Origin of the sequence: Flagellimonas meishanensis (assembly GCF_019880545.1) — a bacterium.
Classification (GTDB): Bacteria; Bacteroidota; Bacteroidia; order Flavobacteriales; family Flavobacteriaceae; genus Flagellimonas; species Flagellimonas meishanensis.
In genome coordinates, this window is sequence record NZ_JAINVW010000001.1 from 95,806 (window position 1) to 113,176 (window position 17,371).

Annotated in this window: 13 protein-coding genes; 1 reads left to right on the top strand and 12 read right to left on the bottom strand. The window is 44.5% G+C overall.

Annotation, left to right across the window (positions count from 1 at the left end; all coding sequences use genetic code 11):
• Window positions 1–8: 8 nt before the first annotated feature.
• The 5 genes from K7G75_RS00450 to K7G75_RS00470 form a co-directional block, all read right to left on the bottom strand.
• Window positions 9–1,331, bottom strand: coding sequence for a TolC family protein (locus tag K7G75_RS00450; protein WP_222981631.1), 1,323 nt, complete (start codon window positions 1,329–1,331; stop codon window positions 9–11).
• Window positions 1,331–4,618, bottom strand: coding sequence for an efflux RND transporter permease subunit (locus K7G75_RS00455; protein WP_222981633.1), 3,288 nt, complete (start codon window positions 4,616–4,618; stop codon window positions 1,331–1,333). The genes K7G75_RS00450 and K7G75_RS00455 overlap by 1 nt, the downstream gene beginning before the upstream one ends.
• Entirely contained in the window at window positions 4,615–5,751 is a 1,137-nt protein-coding gene (locus K7G75_RS00460) for an efflux RND transporter periplasmic adaptor subunit (protein ID WP_222981634.1), read from the bottom strand. Before K7G75_RS00460 ends, K7G75_RS00455 begins: the two co-directional genes overlap by 4 nt.
• A gap of 154 nt (window positions 5,752–5,905) precedes the next feature.
• Entirely contained in the window at window positions 5,906–6,799 is an 894-nt protein-coding gene (locus K7G75_RS00465) for a leucine-rich repeat domain-containing protein (RefSeq protein WP_222981636.1), read from the bottom strand.
• Window positions 6,800–6,926: 127 nt separating this feature from the next.
• Window positions 6,927–8,843: an ABC-F family ATP-binding cassette domain-containing protein gene (locus K7G75_RS00470; protein ID WP_222981638.1), complete on the bottom strand. Its 1,917-nt coding sequence runs from the start codon at window positions 8,841–8,843 to the stop codon at window positions 6,927–6,929.
• A gap of 65 nt (window positions 8,844–8,908) precedes the next feature.
• Between K7G75_RS00470 and K7G75_RS00475 the strand changes: the two genes are divergently transcribed.
• The gene (locus K7G75_RS00475) at window positions 8,909–9,301 is read left to right on the top strand and encodes a DUF983 domain-containing protein (protein WP_222981641.1); all 393 of its coding nucleotides are present in this window, start codon (window positions 8,909–8,911) and stop codon (window positions 9,299–9,301) included.
• Here K7G75_RS00475 and K7G75_RS00480 read toward each other — a convergent pair.
• The 7 genes from K7G75_RS00480 to K7G75_RS00510 all read right to left on the bottom strand — a co-directional run bounded on the left by K7G75_RS00480 (window position 9,289) and on the right by K7G75_RS00510 (window position 17,370).
• Window positions 9,289–10,344: an NAD(P)/FAD-dependent oxidoreductase gene (locus K7G75_RS00480; protein WP_222981643.1), complete on the bottom strand. Its 1,056-nt coding sequence runs from the start codon at window positions 10,342–10,344 to the stop codon at window positions 9,289–9,291. The genes K7G75_RS00475 and K7G75_RS00480 overlap by 13 nt on opposite strands.
• A 319-nt stretch (window positions 10,345–10,663) precedes the next feature.
• Complete coding sequence (locus tag K7G75_RS00485; RefSeq protein ID WP_262420210.1) at window positions 10,664–11,158, bottom strand: hypothetical protein; 495 nt, start codon at window positions 11,156–11,158, stop codon at window positions 10,664–10,666.
• A 258-nt stretch (window positions 11,159–11,416) separates the two neighbouring features.
• Window positions 11,417–12,319, bottom strand: coding sequence for a type IX secretion system ring subunit PorN/GldN (porN, locus tag K7G75_RS00490; RefSeq protein WP_222981645.1), 903 nt, complete (start codon window positions 12,317–12,319; stop codon window positions 11,417–11,419).
• A 16-nt stretch (window positions 12,320–12,335) separates the two neighbouring features.
• The gene (gene porM / locus K7G75_RS00495; protein ID WP_222981647.1) at window positions 12,336–13,907 is read right to left on the bottom strand and encodes a type IX secretion system motor protein PorM/GldM; all 1,572 of its coding nucleotides are present in this window, start codon (window positions 13,905–13,907) and stop codon (window positions 12,336–12,338) included.
• Window positions 13,908–13,973: 66 nt separating this feature from the next.
• Window positions 13,974–14,627 carry a type IX secretion system motor protein PorL/GldL gene (gene porL / locus K7G75_RS00500; protein WP_222981649.1) on the bottom strand — a complete coding sequence of 218 codons (654 nt, stop codon included), beginning with the start codon at window positions 14,625–14,627 and terminating at the stop codon, window positions 13,974–13,976.
• An 86-nt stretch (window positions 14,628–14,713) separates the two neighbouring features.
• A complete protein-coding gene (gene porK, locus K7G75_RS00505) occupies window positions 14,714–16,093 on the bottom strand; it encodes a T9SS ring complex lipoprotein PorK/GldK (RefSeq protein WP_222981657.1) in 1,380 nt (459 codons plus the stop codon).
• 119 nt (window positions 16,094–16,212) lie between these two features.
• The gene (locus tag K7G75_RS00510) at window positions 16,213–17,370 is read right to left on the bottom strand and encodes a formimidoylglutamase (protein WP_222981659.1); all 1,158 of its coding nucleotides are present in this window, start codon (window positions 17,368–17,370) and stop codon (window positions 16,213–16,215) included.
• Window position 17,371 lies beyond the last annotated feature (1 nt).

The following is a 17,371-nucleotide window of genomic DNA, read 5'->3' on the forward strand; positions in this document are numbered from 1 at the left end:
TGGTCAGGTTAAAAATCTACATTCAACAACTGACCGCTTATCTGTAGCATCTGTAATTCGGCCAGTTTGGCGTTATATTTTGCTTGGCTCTTCGCCAATTCCGCGTTCAATAAATTCAGTTGCGCCTGCCTAAACTCAATTGAGGTGACCTGCCCTAGTGCATACCGTTCATTGGTACGCTTAAAGTTGTTTTGGTTGGTCTGTAAATTCTTCTCCTGCACTTGAAGAACAAAAAGCGCATTGGTATAAGCGTCCCAGGCATTCTGGATGTCACGTTCTACCTCCAAATCCATTTGCTTCTTGAGCAATTTCTGGTTCTCCATGACTATTTTGGCATTTTTCACCCCCGTTATGGATTGTCCCCCATCAAACAGGTTCCAGGTAAGATTCACCCCACCCGATAGTACTGTGGAGGTATTTTGGATCACGAAGGCCAGTGGACTATTATTATTGAGTTCGTTCCATCCGTAACTTCCCGTTAGCCCGATGGTTGGCAAAAAAGCGCTTCTGGCAGCCTTGATGCCCAATTCGTTAATTAGAATACCCTTCTCCGCAATCTGAAGACGTACATTGTTCGCCTTGGCTTCGCTCTGCATGCTTTCCATTCTCAGTTCTGGGACAAAGTTCACCGTGGTATCCGCCTGGAACTGGACGGTAAGGTCCCTGTTGAGAATTAGGTTAAGGTCCCGCATCGTATTTCGGAGCTGCTGCTGGGAGTTCAATAGGTTGATGCTGTCCGCATTTACATCAACTTCTGCGTTCAGCACATCCAATCCTGTGTTTTGTCCATATTCAAATTGATACTTTGCCCGTTGGAGCCTGTCCTTGGATATTTCCAGTGCCTGTTCCAGATTGTTCGTGTTCTCCGTAAGCCTGGCCACTTCATAATAGACAGAAAACAACTGTAGGATGGTGGTTTCTATCGTTTGGCGTACCTCAAGTTCGGATTGCTGGCTGCGTTCCTGAAAACTCTTGTAGTTGTAATACCGTCCCAATCCGTCAAACAGCGTATAGTTCACATTCAAGGAGGCGTTGTACCTCCTGGTTTCCGCCCCGTCAGCGGTACGGGTCTCCCCATTGGCCAGGATACCCTCTGTGTTTTGGCGGTCTATATTGCCCCCAGCGTTGGCGGTGAGTGTAGGCAAATATCCCGAATTGAGTATGCCCGCATTGTTCTCTTCAAACTTATTGATGTTCCTTGCCACTTGTATGCCCAGGTTATTCTCCAAAACCAGGTCAATGGCCTCTTCCTTGGAAAGTTGCTCCTGTGCATGTCCATACTGTGCAAAAACCAAAATAAATGGGAGTATCGCAGAAAAAATACTTTTCATTATGTTGTCTCTTCTAAAACTTTTGCAGCGGTTTCATCACCCATGGCCGTATCGGCATTTCCATTAAGTTGCTGTTTGGTGCCCGCTATCATATGTTCTTCTTCATGCTGTTCCTTTATTGCCCTTTCCACTTCTTCCTTGGAGACCTTCTCACCCGTCCATAGTCTTTTGGCCAATACCTTCACATTGTTTCCGAAGGAGAGGAACAAAGGTAACATCAACAAAGTCAGGACCGTAGCAAAGCCGATACCATAGGCAATGGATATGGCCATCGGCTTCAGGAACTGTGCTTGACGGCTTTTTTCCAATAACAGCGGTGCCAAACCCGCAATGGTGGTTACTGAGGTCAAAAAAATGGCCCTAAAACGTGAACGTCCTGCCTCATAAATGGCATCGTTGAAATTCATCCCGTTCCGTAGGTTGATGTTGAATTTTCCTATAAGCACAAGACCATCATTTACCATGATTCCAATTAGGGCAATAATTCCGAGTAGTGAAAGAATATTTAAGGGAAAGCCATGAATCCAATGTCCCCAGGCAACCGCAGTAAGACTAAAAGGTACCAAAAGTATGAGCAACAGGGGTTGGCTGAAACTCCTGAAAGTGAAAGCAATGGTGATAAAAATGAGGAAAAGGACGGTGAGACCAACAAAACGCAGTGAGTTTCTAAACTTGTTGGCTTCCCTGTTCTGGCCCTCATAAGAAGGGATTATGGTTGGGTATTTGGATTGGATATCCGGCATTACCTCATTTTTGATCCATGCCATGGCGTCGGTTCCACTTGTGGTCTCTGGATCCGTCAAATCTGAAGAGATCTGTATCTCCCGCTGCCCGTCCAAATGGTTTATCGCCACATCACCTCTTTCAATGGTGTACGTGGCTATCTCCTTCAGAGGAATTCGCTCTCCATTGGGTGCCACTATCCGCATTTCATCCAAATCGGCAATGGACGATCTGTTGGTCCTGTCGTAGCGCACCCAAACCCGTATCTCATCCTGGCCCCTTTGAAACCGCTGTGCCTGCACTCCAAAAAAAGCGGCCCTTACCTGATTCATCACCGTGCGCAGGTCCAAACCAAGTAGATAGGCATTTTCCTTAAGCTCCAAACGTATTTCCTTGATCCCTGCTGGATCATTGTCCGTTACATCTTTAAGATTGGCATTGTTGAGCATGGCTGCTTTAAGCTCTTCCTTGGCAGCCTTTAATTCGGCAATATTGTTGCCCAATAGGGAAACGGATACGGGATCTCCCCCAAAATTTCCCCCAGAACCATAGATCAAACTTTCCACGCCAATTACAGGGCCTACCAGCTCCCGCAATCTGGAAGTCACAATATCCGCTCTTATTTCATCCGGGCGGTCTTCTCCCGGCAATAAATTTATTTCCAAAGTGGCGGCAGAGGAACCGGGACCCACATTTTTTATCATGTTTTCGAACAACACCTTGCCCGTGCCACTCAAATATTGCTCGGTAAGCTCTTCATTAACGATATATGCCTTTTCCTGGATCAAACTGATGATGGAATCGGTCACCTTTTCGTTTGTGCCATTGGGCATTCTTAGTTCCACGGCAATCCTATCGCTGGCAATCCTTGGAAAAAATGCGGTTCTGATAATTCCCCCGCCAATAGATCCGAAAGTAAGGACCAAGGCCATGAAGAAAATGGAAAACATCAAAAACTTGTAGTCCAAAGCAAACCGTAAAGTGGGAGCGTACCATTTGTCGCGCATGTAGCCCATGGCACTATCCCCGAACTTATTTATTAGACGAAGCTTGGAAAATACCTTGGCCAATCCTTTTTTGGGCCCCTTTTCCTGTGGCTGCAATGCTTTTGAGTGTGCCAAGTGGGCGGGAAGTATGATCAATGCCTCTATCAACGAAACGACCAGTGTCAATATAACGATCACGGAGACCTCGCTAAAGAAATCACCTATTCTTCCATCCAAGAAAAGGAAAATGGAAAATGCCAACACGGTTGTTATTATGGCGGATATGATCGGAGGGAGTACTTCCAGGGTTCCATCTATGGCCGCCTGTATCGGGGACTTCCCCTTTTCATAATGTTGATAGATATTCTCGGCGATAACAATACCGTCATCGACCAAAATACCTATTACTATAATCATCCCAAATAGGGATAGGACATTGATGGTTACATTGAGCATGGGTGCAAAAACGAACATGCCCAAAAATGCAATCGGTAGTCCAAAGGCCACCCAAAATGCCAGCCGCGTATTAAGAAAGAGGGAGAGGAACACAAGTACCAACAGCATCCCCACCATGGCATTTTCCCTTAGCAATTCCGTCCGTTGCGTCAATGTTTTTGATAGATCGCGCACTACTGCAAGCTGCACGTTGGCGTATTTTTGGTTAAAGTCCGCTATGTAGGCCTTTACCTTTTCGGCCGAGCCTATCAGGTCCTCGGTATTGGTGCTGGTAATGGTAACATTTACCGCCAAATCCCCATTAAAATAAGAGGAGTTTGGTGTTTCGGAAAATCGGTCACGGATGATGGCCACATCTTTCAGCCTGACGGTTCTACCGTTGGCATCGGCCCGGACCACTACGTTGGAAAGCTCGTCCCCGAAATATGACCTATTGTTTGCCCTGATCAGGTATTCTTCGGTTACTGTCTTTATGTTTCCCCCTGTGACCAGGATATTTGCATTGGAAACGGCTTGGGCCACTTCACTAAAGGACAGGTTGTAGGCAAGAAGACTATTCTCATTTACCGCAATCTCAATCTCCTCTTCGGGATAACCGGCCACCTGAATCTGCGAAATCCCATCTATGGCCCTTAGATCGTTCTCAATCTGACGTCCAATTTGTTTCAATGTCACCAGTGGAATGTCCTGCCCACTTATTGCAAAACTTATGGTTTGCCTAACGGCTTCCAACTTGGAAACAATCAAAGGTTCCATGCCCGCGGGAAAGGTGGGCACCCTGTCCACTGCGTTTTTTACCTCCAGGAGCATAAAGTCGATGTCCCTTCCCTTTTCGATCTCCACATTGATGGAACCACTGTTTTCCCTAGAGGTGGAAGTTACTCTTTCAACCCCCTCGAGCCCTTTGAGATTATCTTCTATCTTGAGCACAATGCCCTCTTCAACTTCTTGTGGAGAAGCCCCGGGATAGGCAATGGTGATCAACACATTTTTGGATTCGGTGAGTGGGAAAAAGGATGACTTCAGCGAAAGTGCCCCAACAATACCAAACACAAAAAATGCCACGATAATCACATTGACCGCAACATGATACTTGATGAAATAAGAGATGACCTTCCTCACGATTTGGTTTTTTCGGATGTTCCTCCGTTATAAATCTTCACCAACATTCCCGCATAGGCCCCCATCAAAGCTTTGGAGACAAAAATTTCCCCTTCGGGTACGTTTTTAAGCACTACTTTTTTATCGGAAAAATAAACCGGACTCACATCAATTAAATCAAGTATGGAATCCCGGACCACAAAAATCTGATTGTTTTCCAATAAAAGGGAACGGTCTATCTCAATGGCATTGGGTTCTTCCTTGGCCTCTAGGTTGGCTTCCAGATATTGACCCTCCTTTAAGTTGTCGCCGCTTACCTCGATATATGCGGTAATGGTCTGTGAGTTTTGATCTACCCGTCCATTGATCCTGGTCACCTCACCCACGTACTTTTGGGTTTTGTTCAGATTGAACAGCTCCACTTTTTTGCCTTCTTTTAAAAAGTCACCATACGTTTTGCTAACGGAGACTTCCAACTCATATACTCCTGTATTGATGAACTCGCCCAATTTTTGACCCGCACGGACCAATGTGCCCTCGGTTACCAGGGCATCGGTCAAAACTCCTTGGAAAGGGGCTGTTATGGTATACTTGACCAGGCGTTGCTCCATGTTCTTCACATTATAGTAGCTGGTGATGATCCCACGGCCTGTAATGAAGAACTTTTCCTTCTCAGTGGTCATGCTTGGCAATGGCGGCGTTGTCTTCTCCAAATCAAAACCGTTCAAATATTCCTGCCATTTTGGATGAATCTCTGGGTAGTCCAGTCGCAGGTCTGGCATAATGGATGCCAACAGATTATAAAGATTACTTTTGGCAGACTGTACGCTGGCATAGTACTCCCCAGCATCAATCCGAATCAATGTTTGCCCCTGCCCATATTCTTGGCCTGTCCTGAAAAGTTTGCTCCCAGGCCTGAATACGCCCTGAACTTCCGAAAAAAGTTCAACCCTTCGTTTGGCCTTGAGATTTCCATTCGCCGGCAGGACTATCGGGACCGTTCCATTCTTCACAGTATCCACAAAAACCGTTTTGATCACTCGTGGGGATTGTGGTCTTCTATCATCCTTGCTTCCGGCTATGATCCCGGCAAAATATAATGAGACAATGATAATAACAGCGCCTACCACCGCTGAGATAATGAGCTTTCGCATGTGTTGGAAGAATTAATCCGTACAAAACTATTGGCTAATGGAGGTTCCTTTGGTTAAATATTTCATAAAATGTTAAAATTTGGAATCGTTCCAAAAAAATGGGGACACAGTGCTGTATCCCCAAACCAAACTAACTAAAGTATAACTAAACTACTTATTCGTCAAAACCTTCATCTTCAAATTTGGTGTCTGCCATTCGTGTTCTAGGCACTTGGATTTGATTGAACTTGGGATGAAAAACATCCTCGTCACTATCAAAAACCAAAAACTGGTCTCCTTTCATCATTTTTAGGCCAGTGTATGAATTAAATCGGTTATTCTGAAGCTGTAAAATCTTCAAGCTGGCCAATTGGCCAAATTCCTCGGGGATTTCCCCATCCAGTTGGTTGTTGGCCAAAACCAACTCCCTTAGCTGCACCAGTCTTCCGACAGTGGTGGGAATGGAACCTTCCAGGTTGTTTTCAAAGAGGCCCAAACTTTCGAGCTTTTCCAAATTTCCAATGGATTCGGGAATCACACCCCTTAAATTATTGCTGGACAGGTTCAACTCCTTTAGGTTTTTCAATTCTCCAAAGGTGGCAGGTATGGGACCGGATAGGAAATTATTGAACATGGAGAACACTTCCAATTGTGTAAGCTCCCCTACACCCTCCGGAATGGTTCCCTTTATTCGGTTCATCTCCAACCGAAGTACCTTTAAGTACTTCAGTTCCGTAATGTCTTTCGGCAAAACCCCGGTTATGTTGTTGAATGCCAGGTTAAGGTGCCTTAAGTATTTAAGTTCCCCTATGCTTTCTGGTAATACGCCTTCAAGGTTATTTTGAAAAAGATTCAGTCCAATCACATGCCCGTCCATAACATCAACTCCTTGCCAAGTGGCTATATCGGCATCCAAATCCCATGGTGCATTCCAGTTCTCTCCCTTAGTCGCCTCATAAAGTGCTATCAGCGCATCCTTTTCCCTTGAATCAATATTTGCAAAAATAGAGTTCAGGCCGAACAACGCGAGCATGAGGATAATTAATAATGAAATCCTATTCGTTTTCATGATTACTAAGAATTTACCTACAAATTTAATAAAAGAAAGAAAAGTATTACATACTAATTCGATGAATCGCATGGTAAATGTTGTGAAAACGGGTATAAATGTGGTGTAAATTAATTCCTACAAGTCGTTAAGCCAATTGTTCCACTTCTTGGGACAGTGTTTCCCAGTCTTCCATCAAGGTTTCCAAGTCCTTCTTTTTCCCTTGATAGGCATCAAAAAAACCTGGCTGGGAGATGGTCTTGTCGTAATCCATCAGTAGGTTGTGGTCTATACTTGCTATTTCCTTCTCCAACTGGGCAATTCTTTTCTCCACGTTACTGAGCCTATTTTTTAACGACTTGAGCTTTTTCTGGGTGCTATAATCCGCATTGGTCTTGTCCTCCGTTCCTACTAAAAGTTGCCGTGTTTCCTCCTTTTTTTCAATTTTTCTGAAATCATCGGCCTTTCGCTGGTCCAAATAAAAGTCGATGTCTCCCAGATATTCTTTGATTCGCCCGTTCTTGAATTCATATACCCGGTCCGTCAACCCCTGTAAAAAATCCCGATCATGGGAAACAAGCACCAGAGTCCCCTCAAAGTTTTGCAAGGCCCGCTTTAAAACATTCTTGGACTTGATGTCCAAATGGTTGGTAGGCTCATCCATGACCAACACATTGAAAGGCTGCAGCAGCATCTTGGCCAGTGCCAATCGGTTGCGCTCGCCCCCAGAAAGCACTTTGACGTATTTGTCCACCTCATCTCCCCGGAACAGAAAAGAACCCAGAATATCCCTTACCTTGCTTCTATTGCTCTCATTGGCGGCATCGATCATGGTATCCAAAATGGTCTTTTCCCCATCCAGATATTCCGCCTGGTTTTGTGCAAAATAACCGATCTGCACGTTATGCCCGATTTTGAGTTTCCCCACATGATCCAACTCACCGACCATTATTTTGGCCAGGGTGGTCTTTCCTTGTCCATTTTGACCCACAAATGCCGTCTTGCTTCCTCGCTCCACCAACAAGCTCACCTTATTGAGAACCCGGTTGTCACCATAACTTTTGGATAGATCTTCGAGTTCGGCAACCACTTTTCCAGGGTTTATCGAAACTGGAAACCGAAGGTTCATCACGCTATTGTCCTCTTCATCTACCTCAATGCGCTCAATCTTGTCCAATTTTTTGATCAACGACTGCGCCATGGTGGCCTTGCTGGCTTTGGCACGGAACTTTTCAATCAGTTTTTCGGTTTGCTGTATCTGCTTTTCCTGATTTTTCTGCGCATTGCGCTGTTGCTCCCTGATTTCTTCCCTTAGGTCGAGGTATTTGGAATACGGTTTGTTATAATCATAGATTCTTCCCAAAGAAATTTCTATGGTCCGATTGGTGACATTATCGAGAAACATTTTGTCGTGGGAAACGATAACGACAGCCCCTGAATAATTCCTCAAAAACTGTTCCAGCCAAATAATGGATTCTATATCCAAGTGGTTGGTGGGCTCATCCAAAAGCAGTACGTCGTTATTTTGAAGAAGTAGCTTTGCCAGCTCAATACGCATGCGCCATCCTCCTGAAAACGTATCGGTGATCTTGTTAAAATCGTCCCTTTTGAACCCAAGGCCCATCAAAACCTTTTCCGTTTCCCCTTGGTAATTGTATCCGCCAAGAATTTCATAATGGTGGGTCACATCATTCAGGTCTACCATAAGTTGATGGTAGGCTTCGCTTTCGTAATCCGTTCTCTCGGCCAAGGCTTTATTGATTTCATCCAACCTAGATTCCAGGGCCTTGATCTCGGAAAAAGCAAGATAGGCTTCTTCCAAAACGGTGCGCCCCTGTTCAAAATCGATATCCTGTTTCAAGAATCCTATTTTCAGGTCCTTTTCGGTGGCAATGGTCCCGGAATCGGGACTCACTTCCTTGGAAAGCAGTTTTAACAGGGTGGATTTGCCAGCGCCGTTTTTTCCAATCAAACCCACCTTGTCCCCGCCATTTAAACGGAAGGCGATTTCCTCAAAAAGATATTCCCCGCCAAAGGCTACTGAAAGGTTGTGGATATTGAGCATTTATTGTGACTTGAATTACAAAACAAACGTGCACGATTGCGTAATTTTGTGCAAAACTGCTGCAAATGTTAAAAAAAGGAACCAAACTGTACAGTATTTTAACAGGAAGTTGCCCCAAGTGCCATGAGGAGAGCATGTATGTGAACACCAATCCCTATGCCATTACCCAGATTTTTGAAATGCACGAGCGTTGTTCCAATTGCGGCACCAAGTACAAAATTGAGCCTTCCTTTTTTTATGGGTCCATGTATGTGAGCTATGGAGTGGGCATCGCATTTGCCGTAGCGGCATTCGTAGTGGCCTTTCTTTTTGTTGGCACCACCCTGCTGAACACTTTTATTGCCATAGTTGCCACACTCGTCGTGTTCATGCCCATTATTATGCGCCTGTCACGGAACATCTGGATCAATTTTTTCATCAAGTACGATTCCTCGGCCGTAAAAGGTCAGTTGGAATAATACTTTTTTGTGAATCTCCTTATATCCAGTTCAGGGTCCAGTTGCTGGCCCAACTCAATGGCGTTGTACAATTGTTTTGACGCATAGGGGGCAATGAGCACTCCCCTGGAACCAAATCCGTTCAACACGAACAGGTTGGCATGTTTGGGATGCCTTCCGACCAAGGGCCTTCGGTCCACCACTGTTGGTCGTATTCCCGCCACGTGTTCCACAACCTCAAATTCACATTTCAGGAACGTCCTCAATTTTTCGAGTAATTCCTCCCTGGCAGATTCCGTGGGCACGTTGGTCTTGTCCTTCCATTTGTAAGTGGCACCTACCCGGTATAGGTCATTTCCCAGTGGGATGGTAAAAACGGCGGATTTTATTACGTTGTTCTCTTTGTAATCGTGGGCTTTTATGGTCAGCAACTCACCTTTGGTACCGGCAAGGGACAAATAGTTGAAGTATGGATTCTGTTTGAGGCCGTAGCCGCAGGCAAAAACAATATGCCTGGCTTCCATGTTTTTATAAACGATATGATCGTGGTTAATCTTGAGCTTGGTAAAATCGAAATGTTCTTCTTGCCACAAGGATTTTTGCCCTAAATATTTGGCATAGGAAGCAATCAGCATAGCTGTATCCACCCAGCCCGTATGCTTGACCAATCCAAAGCCAAAGGGTGCATCCAAATGGGGGTTCTTGTTCTCAATAAGGGTCGTGGACAGAAAATTGTCCAGCCCCGGTCTATCCGAAGCCTCAAACCAAGCATTTTGTTCTTCAATGGAAGCAAATCTTCTCCAAACTGGTATTTTGTGGTCCAGTTTCACCCCCAGCTTTTCCTCCAAACGGGAATAGAAGGGTTCCACCAGTTCCATTTGCTCAGCGGCCTTCCAGGCCATGGTAAAGCGTTTCAGAATTACGGGATTGTAAAGCCCCGCGGCAACCTGGGATGCCTTTTGGGAAGCATCGGAGATCACTTTGAAAGTCTTTCCGTGTTCTTCCAGCGTTTCGCAGAAAGAAATTCCTGCCAAGCCCAATCCTACAACCAAATAATCATACATGCTGCAAAAATAGGCATCTCAGGCAGATGCGGCGTATAGTGCATTGGTCAATTTACAGATGGACACGAATTGTACAAAGTATTGCGAATTTTGGATGGGGTTACGGGTGGTGGATATTGATCTTCAAGTTTCCTTGTTCCTTTTTTAAAACCAAAATGTGCCTATGGAAAGGGATGTCACTTATCGGTGTGTGTAACCTCGTCGTTGCGTGGTTTTGGTACCAAAATAGTTAAAAAGCACCAGCTTTTCCGCATGCGAGGATTTTCCGAAGAGGAAAATCAGAAGCAATGCGGGTTACACGTTGTTCTACACCGTTTTTTTATTTTAAATATCTCAAATTAAATATTGCTTTAGGGTCAGATTCTTTGAAATCAAAAATTCCATCGATAATTTTTTTCATTTCTTTTCCTAAAAGCACACTGTTATTTGTTTCGGGTATAAACTTGGCAAAAGTCCGAATTGGAGTTTGTCCGTGCATTTCGTCCAATTCGACAAGTTTTAAATCCGATTTCTGATAATTAATATATGTCTCATTATTTTCAATTCCATCGCGGTCAATTATAAAGAAAATCACAAATCCGTTTTTGTATTTTTCTTTGTCAACGTCAAATACTTTGAACCAAGATGGTGTAAATCTAAGTGAATCAACTTGCAGAATTATCTCGTTGTTTCTTATTATTTCTAACTGCACTCTACTTTTCTTGCTGTCACGAATAAATTTCTGAACAAATTCAGTCGGGTTTTTGGGTTTTCTAGTCAGAATGTTTTTTATAAAATTCACGATTGTTATGTCAGAAGTTGAGTTTTTGGTCAAATGGTGTAGAACGATTAGCTAAACATCGTTTTAATGATGTTTTAGCGAATGATAAGTGAAGTTCGCAAAATCCAACTTAAAATTCAAGAGCCAATTGATGGATAAGGCCAATGGGTTAGCTCAGGGATGGGAAAATATAGTTGGATTTCTTGCTTGGTCTTTGGATTTCTGCCCACGCAGGAATAACAGTTCATGATATAAAAAAAGCCGCACAATTGTGCGGCTTTTTGATTTATTGAATTGGAAATTTGGGGTCTTTTAGTACGCCCACATATCTTGCTCCCGGTCGCGAATATGTTCTTTGATCCTATTGGCTTCCAAAAGCTGGAACAGGGCATTGTCGAAAATGTAATCGTCAATCTCACGGTCTCCGTGAACGTTTTCCTCTTTGTAGATGACACCATTGAAACGGCGGGCGTTCAAAAGCATATCAAAAGAGATGGGCCTTGCGGAGTTGCGTTGGTTGTAAACCTTGGCATCGTGCAGTATTTGTCTGGCTGCAGGGTACCATATCCAGAAAAGCTCTACTTTGTTCTCTCCTGGATCCACCGATTCATCATCGATGAAGTTTACATCGGGCGCAACGGGTGCTATGCCCAACAAACGAAACTTAAGCTCGCCTTGACGCTTGTCAAAAAACCAGATTCCTTTTATGCGATACTCTTCAATATCGGCCGCGGTCAAATCCCTTTTGTTTATAAACTCTGGGGAAATTTGTTCACCGGCGTTCAATTGTTCGTATCCAAGGTCCGTGGTATCCACCTTTTGCAAGGTTGCAGCCAAGTCGGCCAAGGTCCGTTTTTCAGTGAAATACGAATCCGTGTACACCTCGGTCAGTTTACCGTTCCTGATGTTCTTCATCAGCACATGGTACAAAGACCTTCTGTCCTTCCCTATACCTATGGTATCGGTGGGATAGTACAGCGGGAAGTTGACGCGCTCGTCAAGGTCAATGATCTCCCATACGGTCTTGGACCAAAGGATATCGCGATCATCAACATAGCCATACTCCAGGGGAGCATCGGCGTCCTGCTCTATCTGGGCTTCGGTCTTTTTGCCTATATCGGTCGGCAATTTGGCATTCAAGATGTTTGCCTGGGCCATTATCGATACGGGCAATAGGCCCAAAACTCCGATTATTACTGCGTTTTTCCAATTCATGATAACTTCTATACTTTTAGTTTGTAAGCTCAACCACAACAGGTGACACCTTTTTCAACTTGTAGGTTCTGTTGTTGGTGATATAGGCTTTGATATCGAAAATCTGGATGGCATCACCTCTTTTGGCTCTTTGAAGGGCCGACTTGGCTCTTCCATCCAATTTGTTGCCATTGACATCGATGGTAGGCTGACCTGGTACCTTGAACTTAAATCCGCTAACGGCAAGGTTCAGGTCGAAGTCGAAGTCTTCCAACATAGCGCCAACGGTTGAAATCTCAAGGTTCCTCCTAGGCATTTGAACACTTCCTGATTCTCCTCGAACGGTTCCTCCCGGTCTTGGAATATCCTTGATCCTAAATTCAGATCGTGTGGAGATGGTCTGCCCATCGGGTAATTTTCCAGAAGCCGTAATGGTAACGGTTCTTCCTGTTCCTGGATTCATAATGTAATTGCTACCGCTTCTTCTGGTAAGGCCAGCTGCAGAGGCGTTAACTTTGTTATCTGGAATTCCAGGGATGGAAATCGTCATTGGGTTGGCAACACCACGGTATACCACATTCATCTTGTCCGCAGAGATAACCGCAGCATTAGGCTTGGTTATGGTGGCAAAGGTATTGTTCACCGGAACGGGAACTTCCTCACCATCCTGCATAAAGTACATGGTCCCTTCAATGGTGTGATCACCTGGAGAACCAGCACTGATCAACATTTTGATACCACCTTCTTCCAAAAGATAATCGGTACCTTCCTTAAGGTCCCTACCGTCCAACTTCAACTCGGCCTTTACAGGCTTGGAAGTTTTATCGGTTTTACTGATGATGATCTTCCCATCATACTTTTCACCTGCGTAAAAAGCAGACTTGGAAGCATTCAATGCAGTTGCGAAATTCTTCAAGGAAACTGCCTCGGTAAGGTTACCTTCCAGCAGTCCTTTAAGGACCTCTTGCTCAGTGGCCTTGATATCGGCCTGTAATTGAGTGATCTTGGTCAAAGAAGCCACCAAAGGATATCCTTCGAAGTGATAGTTCATCCAATCCACTTTTACTTGATCGCGAATTCGCTCTACTTTACCATCTTCACCACCGGTCTCAAAACGAGTCTGAATAGCTCCCTTAACATCGGTCATGTTTTCAGGGATGGTTTTCAGCATTTGTTCGCGATAGTTCTGAAGATTTGAAAGGAATTTTTGGCCTTCCGGCTTCAGATTGTCTCCTTGGAAAAATAGGTTGTCCAGATAGTCCGACTTATCCATTACAACATAGTTGTTGGGGTCTTCCTGATCGGCCAACATGCCTTTCTTCAATTCACTCAAGTATTCGTAATACTCTTGTGAAAGTTGTTTTACTTGCTGGGCTTTTTCAAACAAGGGACCGTACTTCAGTGCATCTTCTGATGCTTTGGTCTCAAGGCCTTCAAAGTAAGCCAAATTGTTTGCGTCCGCCTTTGCGTTGGAAGTTTCCAGCTTTGCATTCATCAATCCGAATGCGGCCAGGACCTCCTTGCTCATATTAAGGGCCAACATCGCGATGAAGATCAAATACATAAGGTTGATCATCTTCTGACGTGGCGATTGTTTTCCTGATGCCATGTTATTTTCTAATTAGAATTATTAATTGTTTGATTTGGGTTTGGTATCTGCTCAATTAATACCTAATTAGTTTTTACTGCTCATGGCAGAAAGCATACCTCCGTAAACTCCATTCAAGGAAGATAGGTTGGTTGCCAAAGATTCCATTTGATCTTTAAGAGCACCTGCGTTCTGTACCACTTCCTCATTGATGGAAGCCTGACGGCTGGCGCTTTCCAATTGTACTTTGTACAAGCTGTTCAAAGACTCCATTTGAGCTGCAGCGTGGGACAACTCTTCAGAGTATTTCTTGGTGTGCTGGATTGCATCCGTAGTAGGAGCGATGTTCTTGGCAGCACCTTCGAAGCTCTTGATACTCTCACCAAGGCTTGAGAAAAGCTCAGAGTCGATGTTTGCTTCTTTAAGCAATTCATCCAATTTTCTGGAAAGAAGACCTTCAGCCTCTTTAGCTTGCTTGGCGTCGTTTTTGTTTCCTTTGGACTGACCATTGGCCAATTCTGGATAAACCAAGGACCAATCGTATTCGTCGTCCACGGGTTCAAACGCACTGATAGCGAATATCAATGCTTCGGTAATAAGTCCGACAGCAAGAAGAAGTCCACCAGTAAGTGGTCCAAACTCCCAGTGCAGGATCTTGAACAATGCACCAATAATAACTACCGATGCCCCAAGGCCATAGGCCATGTTAAACAGTTTTTTTGTTGATTTTGACTGTGCCATAATTCTAGTTTTAATTAAGTGATATAAATAAGTATTTGGTTACTACTTGGTTTATATAATGTTCTCTTCTCTTCAGTTTCAATATGTTAGTTTGGAAGCCCTTGGCCCCTGGTGGAATCCTCTTCACCCATGTAATCCTGTACTGTACGGAATCCGATATAGCTACGTGCTGAATCTTGGTATTCATAGTCCCTGGTGCTTACCTGTAGGAAGTAGGCAACATCTTTCCAAGATCCTCCACGAATCACTTTTCTTTGGTTCTGTCCCGATCCCACATTGGGGTTCATGGTGGACAAATATTCGTATGCCCCTGGATCAAAGCTAGAGCTTGTCCATTCGGATACATTACCTGCCATATTGTAAAGGTTGTAATCGTTTGGTTCGAACGATTTGGCCTCTACCGTATATAAAGCGGCATCTGCGGCATAATCCCCACGTTGGGGTTTAAAGTTGGCCATAAAACAGCCTGTGTCACTGATCACATAGGGTCCTCCCCAAGGGTAGGTACCTCCTTCAATGCCACCTCTTGCCGCATATTCCCACTCAGCCTCAGTTGGCAAACGAAACTGGTTCACAAATTGCTTGCCACGGCTTTTTTGGTCATCGTTCTTGAACTTGGTCCTCCAATTGCAAAAGGCTTTGGCCTGCATCCAGTTTACCCCTACCACGGGATAGTCGCTGTACGCATCGTGCCAAAAATAATCATTGTGCATGGGTTCGTTGTAGGAATACTCAAAGTCACGGATCCAAACTGTGGTATCTGGGTAGATTTCCAATTCCTCGTGTTTGATGAATTCTTTTCGGTTACCGGTTCTGGCACGTGCGGCCGCCTCAATGTCCATCCAACTGTACTTGTACTTCAGTTGGGTAACATCTATGGAGCGAAGACCGTTATAGCTTTCCTCTTCGGGAAGGTATAGGGAATCCATTACCTCGGCATAGTATTCGTCCGGGTACTCTGAGGTGTCCCAGATCAAATCTGCATCCTTGTTGAGCGCCCTGCCCTCGTAGCCTGTTTCTCCCAGTCCCGCGTAGTTGTCCAACTTATACTTGTCGTATACCGAAAGTTCGGTAGTGTCGGTGTCCTTAAAGGCATATTCGCCAATTCCCTCGTCCTCTGCACCCAGACCGAGTTCGTCGGCCAAAATAGCCAACTTGGTCCTGGCGACCGAGTCCTTTACCCACTCTACAAACTGTCGATACTCGCTATTGGTGATCTCCGTATCGTCCATATAAAAGGAACGCACGGTAACGGTTCTTGTGGGGGCGTTCAAAACTTTTGCCTGATCTTCCTCAGCTTTCCCCATTACAAAGGCGCCTCGCGGAATAAGTTCCATCCCATAGGGTTTCTCAGGATGCCACTTTTTTCCAGCGACCCCGACGAGCTCACCTTTTGACCTGGATTTTGACCCACAACTTGTAAGCAAAAAAACAAGCGCAATAGATGAAAAGAATAGCTTTCTCATACTTTAGGTTAAATTTTCGATTTAAGATTTTAAACTGTGCAACACAAATTCATTACTCTCAAAACTATTTTTTGGATAATTTATTGTGCAGTAACAGTTAATGGCCAAATTTAATTTGTTTAGTTGAAGCCCTTTTTATAGGCCTTGAACCACCTTTCGGGAATGTTCTGGTTGCAAGCATCCAAATAGTCCCCTTCGGTGCAAGGTAATAACGCAGGTGAGTTGGTTTTAGTATGTTCGGGCAATATTGATGGCACCTCCACCCACCAGCGCTCGGTAAGATGGCTCTTGTAGAAGATGAGTTCCTCTGTATCCGTAGGTACGGTGAATTTCGTGAAATCCTCGCTCTTGGATGTTGGGTGTTCCTTTATCCTAAAACTTAAGCCCTCTATAAAATACCAAATGATCTGGGCAATCATCTGAAAGGCCTGGTGTGAATTTTCTCCTTCGTAGATTCCGAAAAGGGAAACGCGATCACTCAGCCCGGCATAGCGTGCAATGGTGCAGATTTCCCTTCCGGTGAACCCATTGGGCGAAAAGTTTCTGGACAATCCCATTTCACTGGCACGAATGGCCCTGAGGTCAAGGCTGACTATATCGCTGCTACGCAGGACGGGTTCTGCCAGTTCCAAATGGGCCGCAATGTCCCCCAAACGATGTGCATCAAAGAAAAGACGTTCCATAAGGTCTATCTCTTCTTGGGCATTGAAGTAACTTTGGTACCCAATGTTGGAAAAGTTAAAAAGGTTATTGGGTTTATCCGTGATTATCCTGCTCATGTAAGAATGCGAGGAAATCAGTTCCTCATCTTCCCCAAAATCGAAACGGCTATCTATGGAAACCAGATTCACCATTTGTCGAATATTGTCAAAAGCGCGATAGGTGGGAAAGGTAATGTCCTGGGTATAGCCTATAATAATAGGTATAATGTTTTCTTCGAGCAGTCCGGCCACAATTTCCTTTACCACAAAGTAGGTGTCCTCAACGGTATCTCCTTCCTCAACATCCCCAATGTCTATAATGGTGGAATTCCAGTTGCCCATCATCAATCTGTACAATTGGATCCGAATCTCATCCACATCCAATTTTTCGGTTTTCTTCTCAAAGGCATTTCTGGATTCGAGCACCCCAAATATGGCGACGGTGGCATTGGCAAATACCGGAAGGCCATCCTTTTCTGTATGAACGAAGATGTTCTTTCCCAGGGCTTGGGGAGGGAGTAACTCGGAAAACGCCAAAACTTTGTCCTTTACAGGTACCAAAAAATCGAACGCCATA

Bases quoted from the DNA above. Each gene is read 5' to 3' on its own strand.
- porN (WP_222981645.1), bottom strand. From the start codon at position 12,319: ATGAATTGGAAAAACGCAGTAATAATCGGAGTTTTGGGCCTATTGCCC.
- K7G75_RS00460 (WP_222981634.1), bottom strand. From the start codon at position 5,751: ATGCGAAAGCTCATTATCTCAGCGGTGGTAGGCGCTGTTATTATCATT.
- K7G75_RS00470 (WP_222981638.1), bottom strand. From the start codon at position 8,843: ATGCTCAATATCCACAACCTTTCAGTAGCCTTTGGCGGGGAATATCTT.
- porK (WP_222981657.1), bottom strand. From the start codon at position 16,093: ATGAGAAAGCTATTCTTTTCATCTATTGCGCTTGTTTTTTTGCTTACA.
- porL (WP_222981649.1), bottom strand. From the start codon at position 14,627: ATGGCACAGTCAAAATCAACAAAAAAACTGTTTAACATGGCCTATGGC.
- K7G75_RS00450 (WP_222981631.1), bottom strand. From the start codon at position 1,331: ATGAAAAGTATTTTTTCTGCGATACTCCCATTTATTTTGGTTTTTGCA.
- porM (WP_222981647.1), bottom strand. From the start codon at position 13,907: ATGGCATCAGGAAAACAATCGCCACGTCAGAAGATGATCAACCTTATG.
- K7G75_RS00465 (WP_222981636.1), bottom strand. From the start codon at position 6,799: ATGAAAACGAATAGGATTTCATTATTAATTATCCTCATGCTCGCGTTG.
- K7G75_RS00510 (WP_222981659.1), bottom strand. From the start codon at position 17,370: ATGGCGTTCGATTTTTTGGTACCTGTAAAGGACAAAGTTTTGGCGTTT.
- K7G75_RS00475 (WP_222981641.1), top strand. From the start codon at position 8,909: ATGTTAAAAAAAGGAACCAAACTGTACAGTATTTTAACAGGAAGTTGC.
- K7G75_RS00480 (WP_222981643.1), bottom strand. From the start codon at position 10,344: ATGTATGATTATTTGGTTGTAGGATTGGGCTTGGCAGGAATTTCTTTC.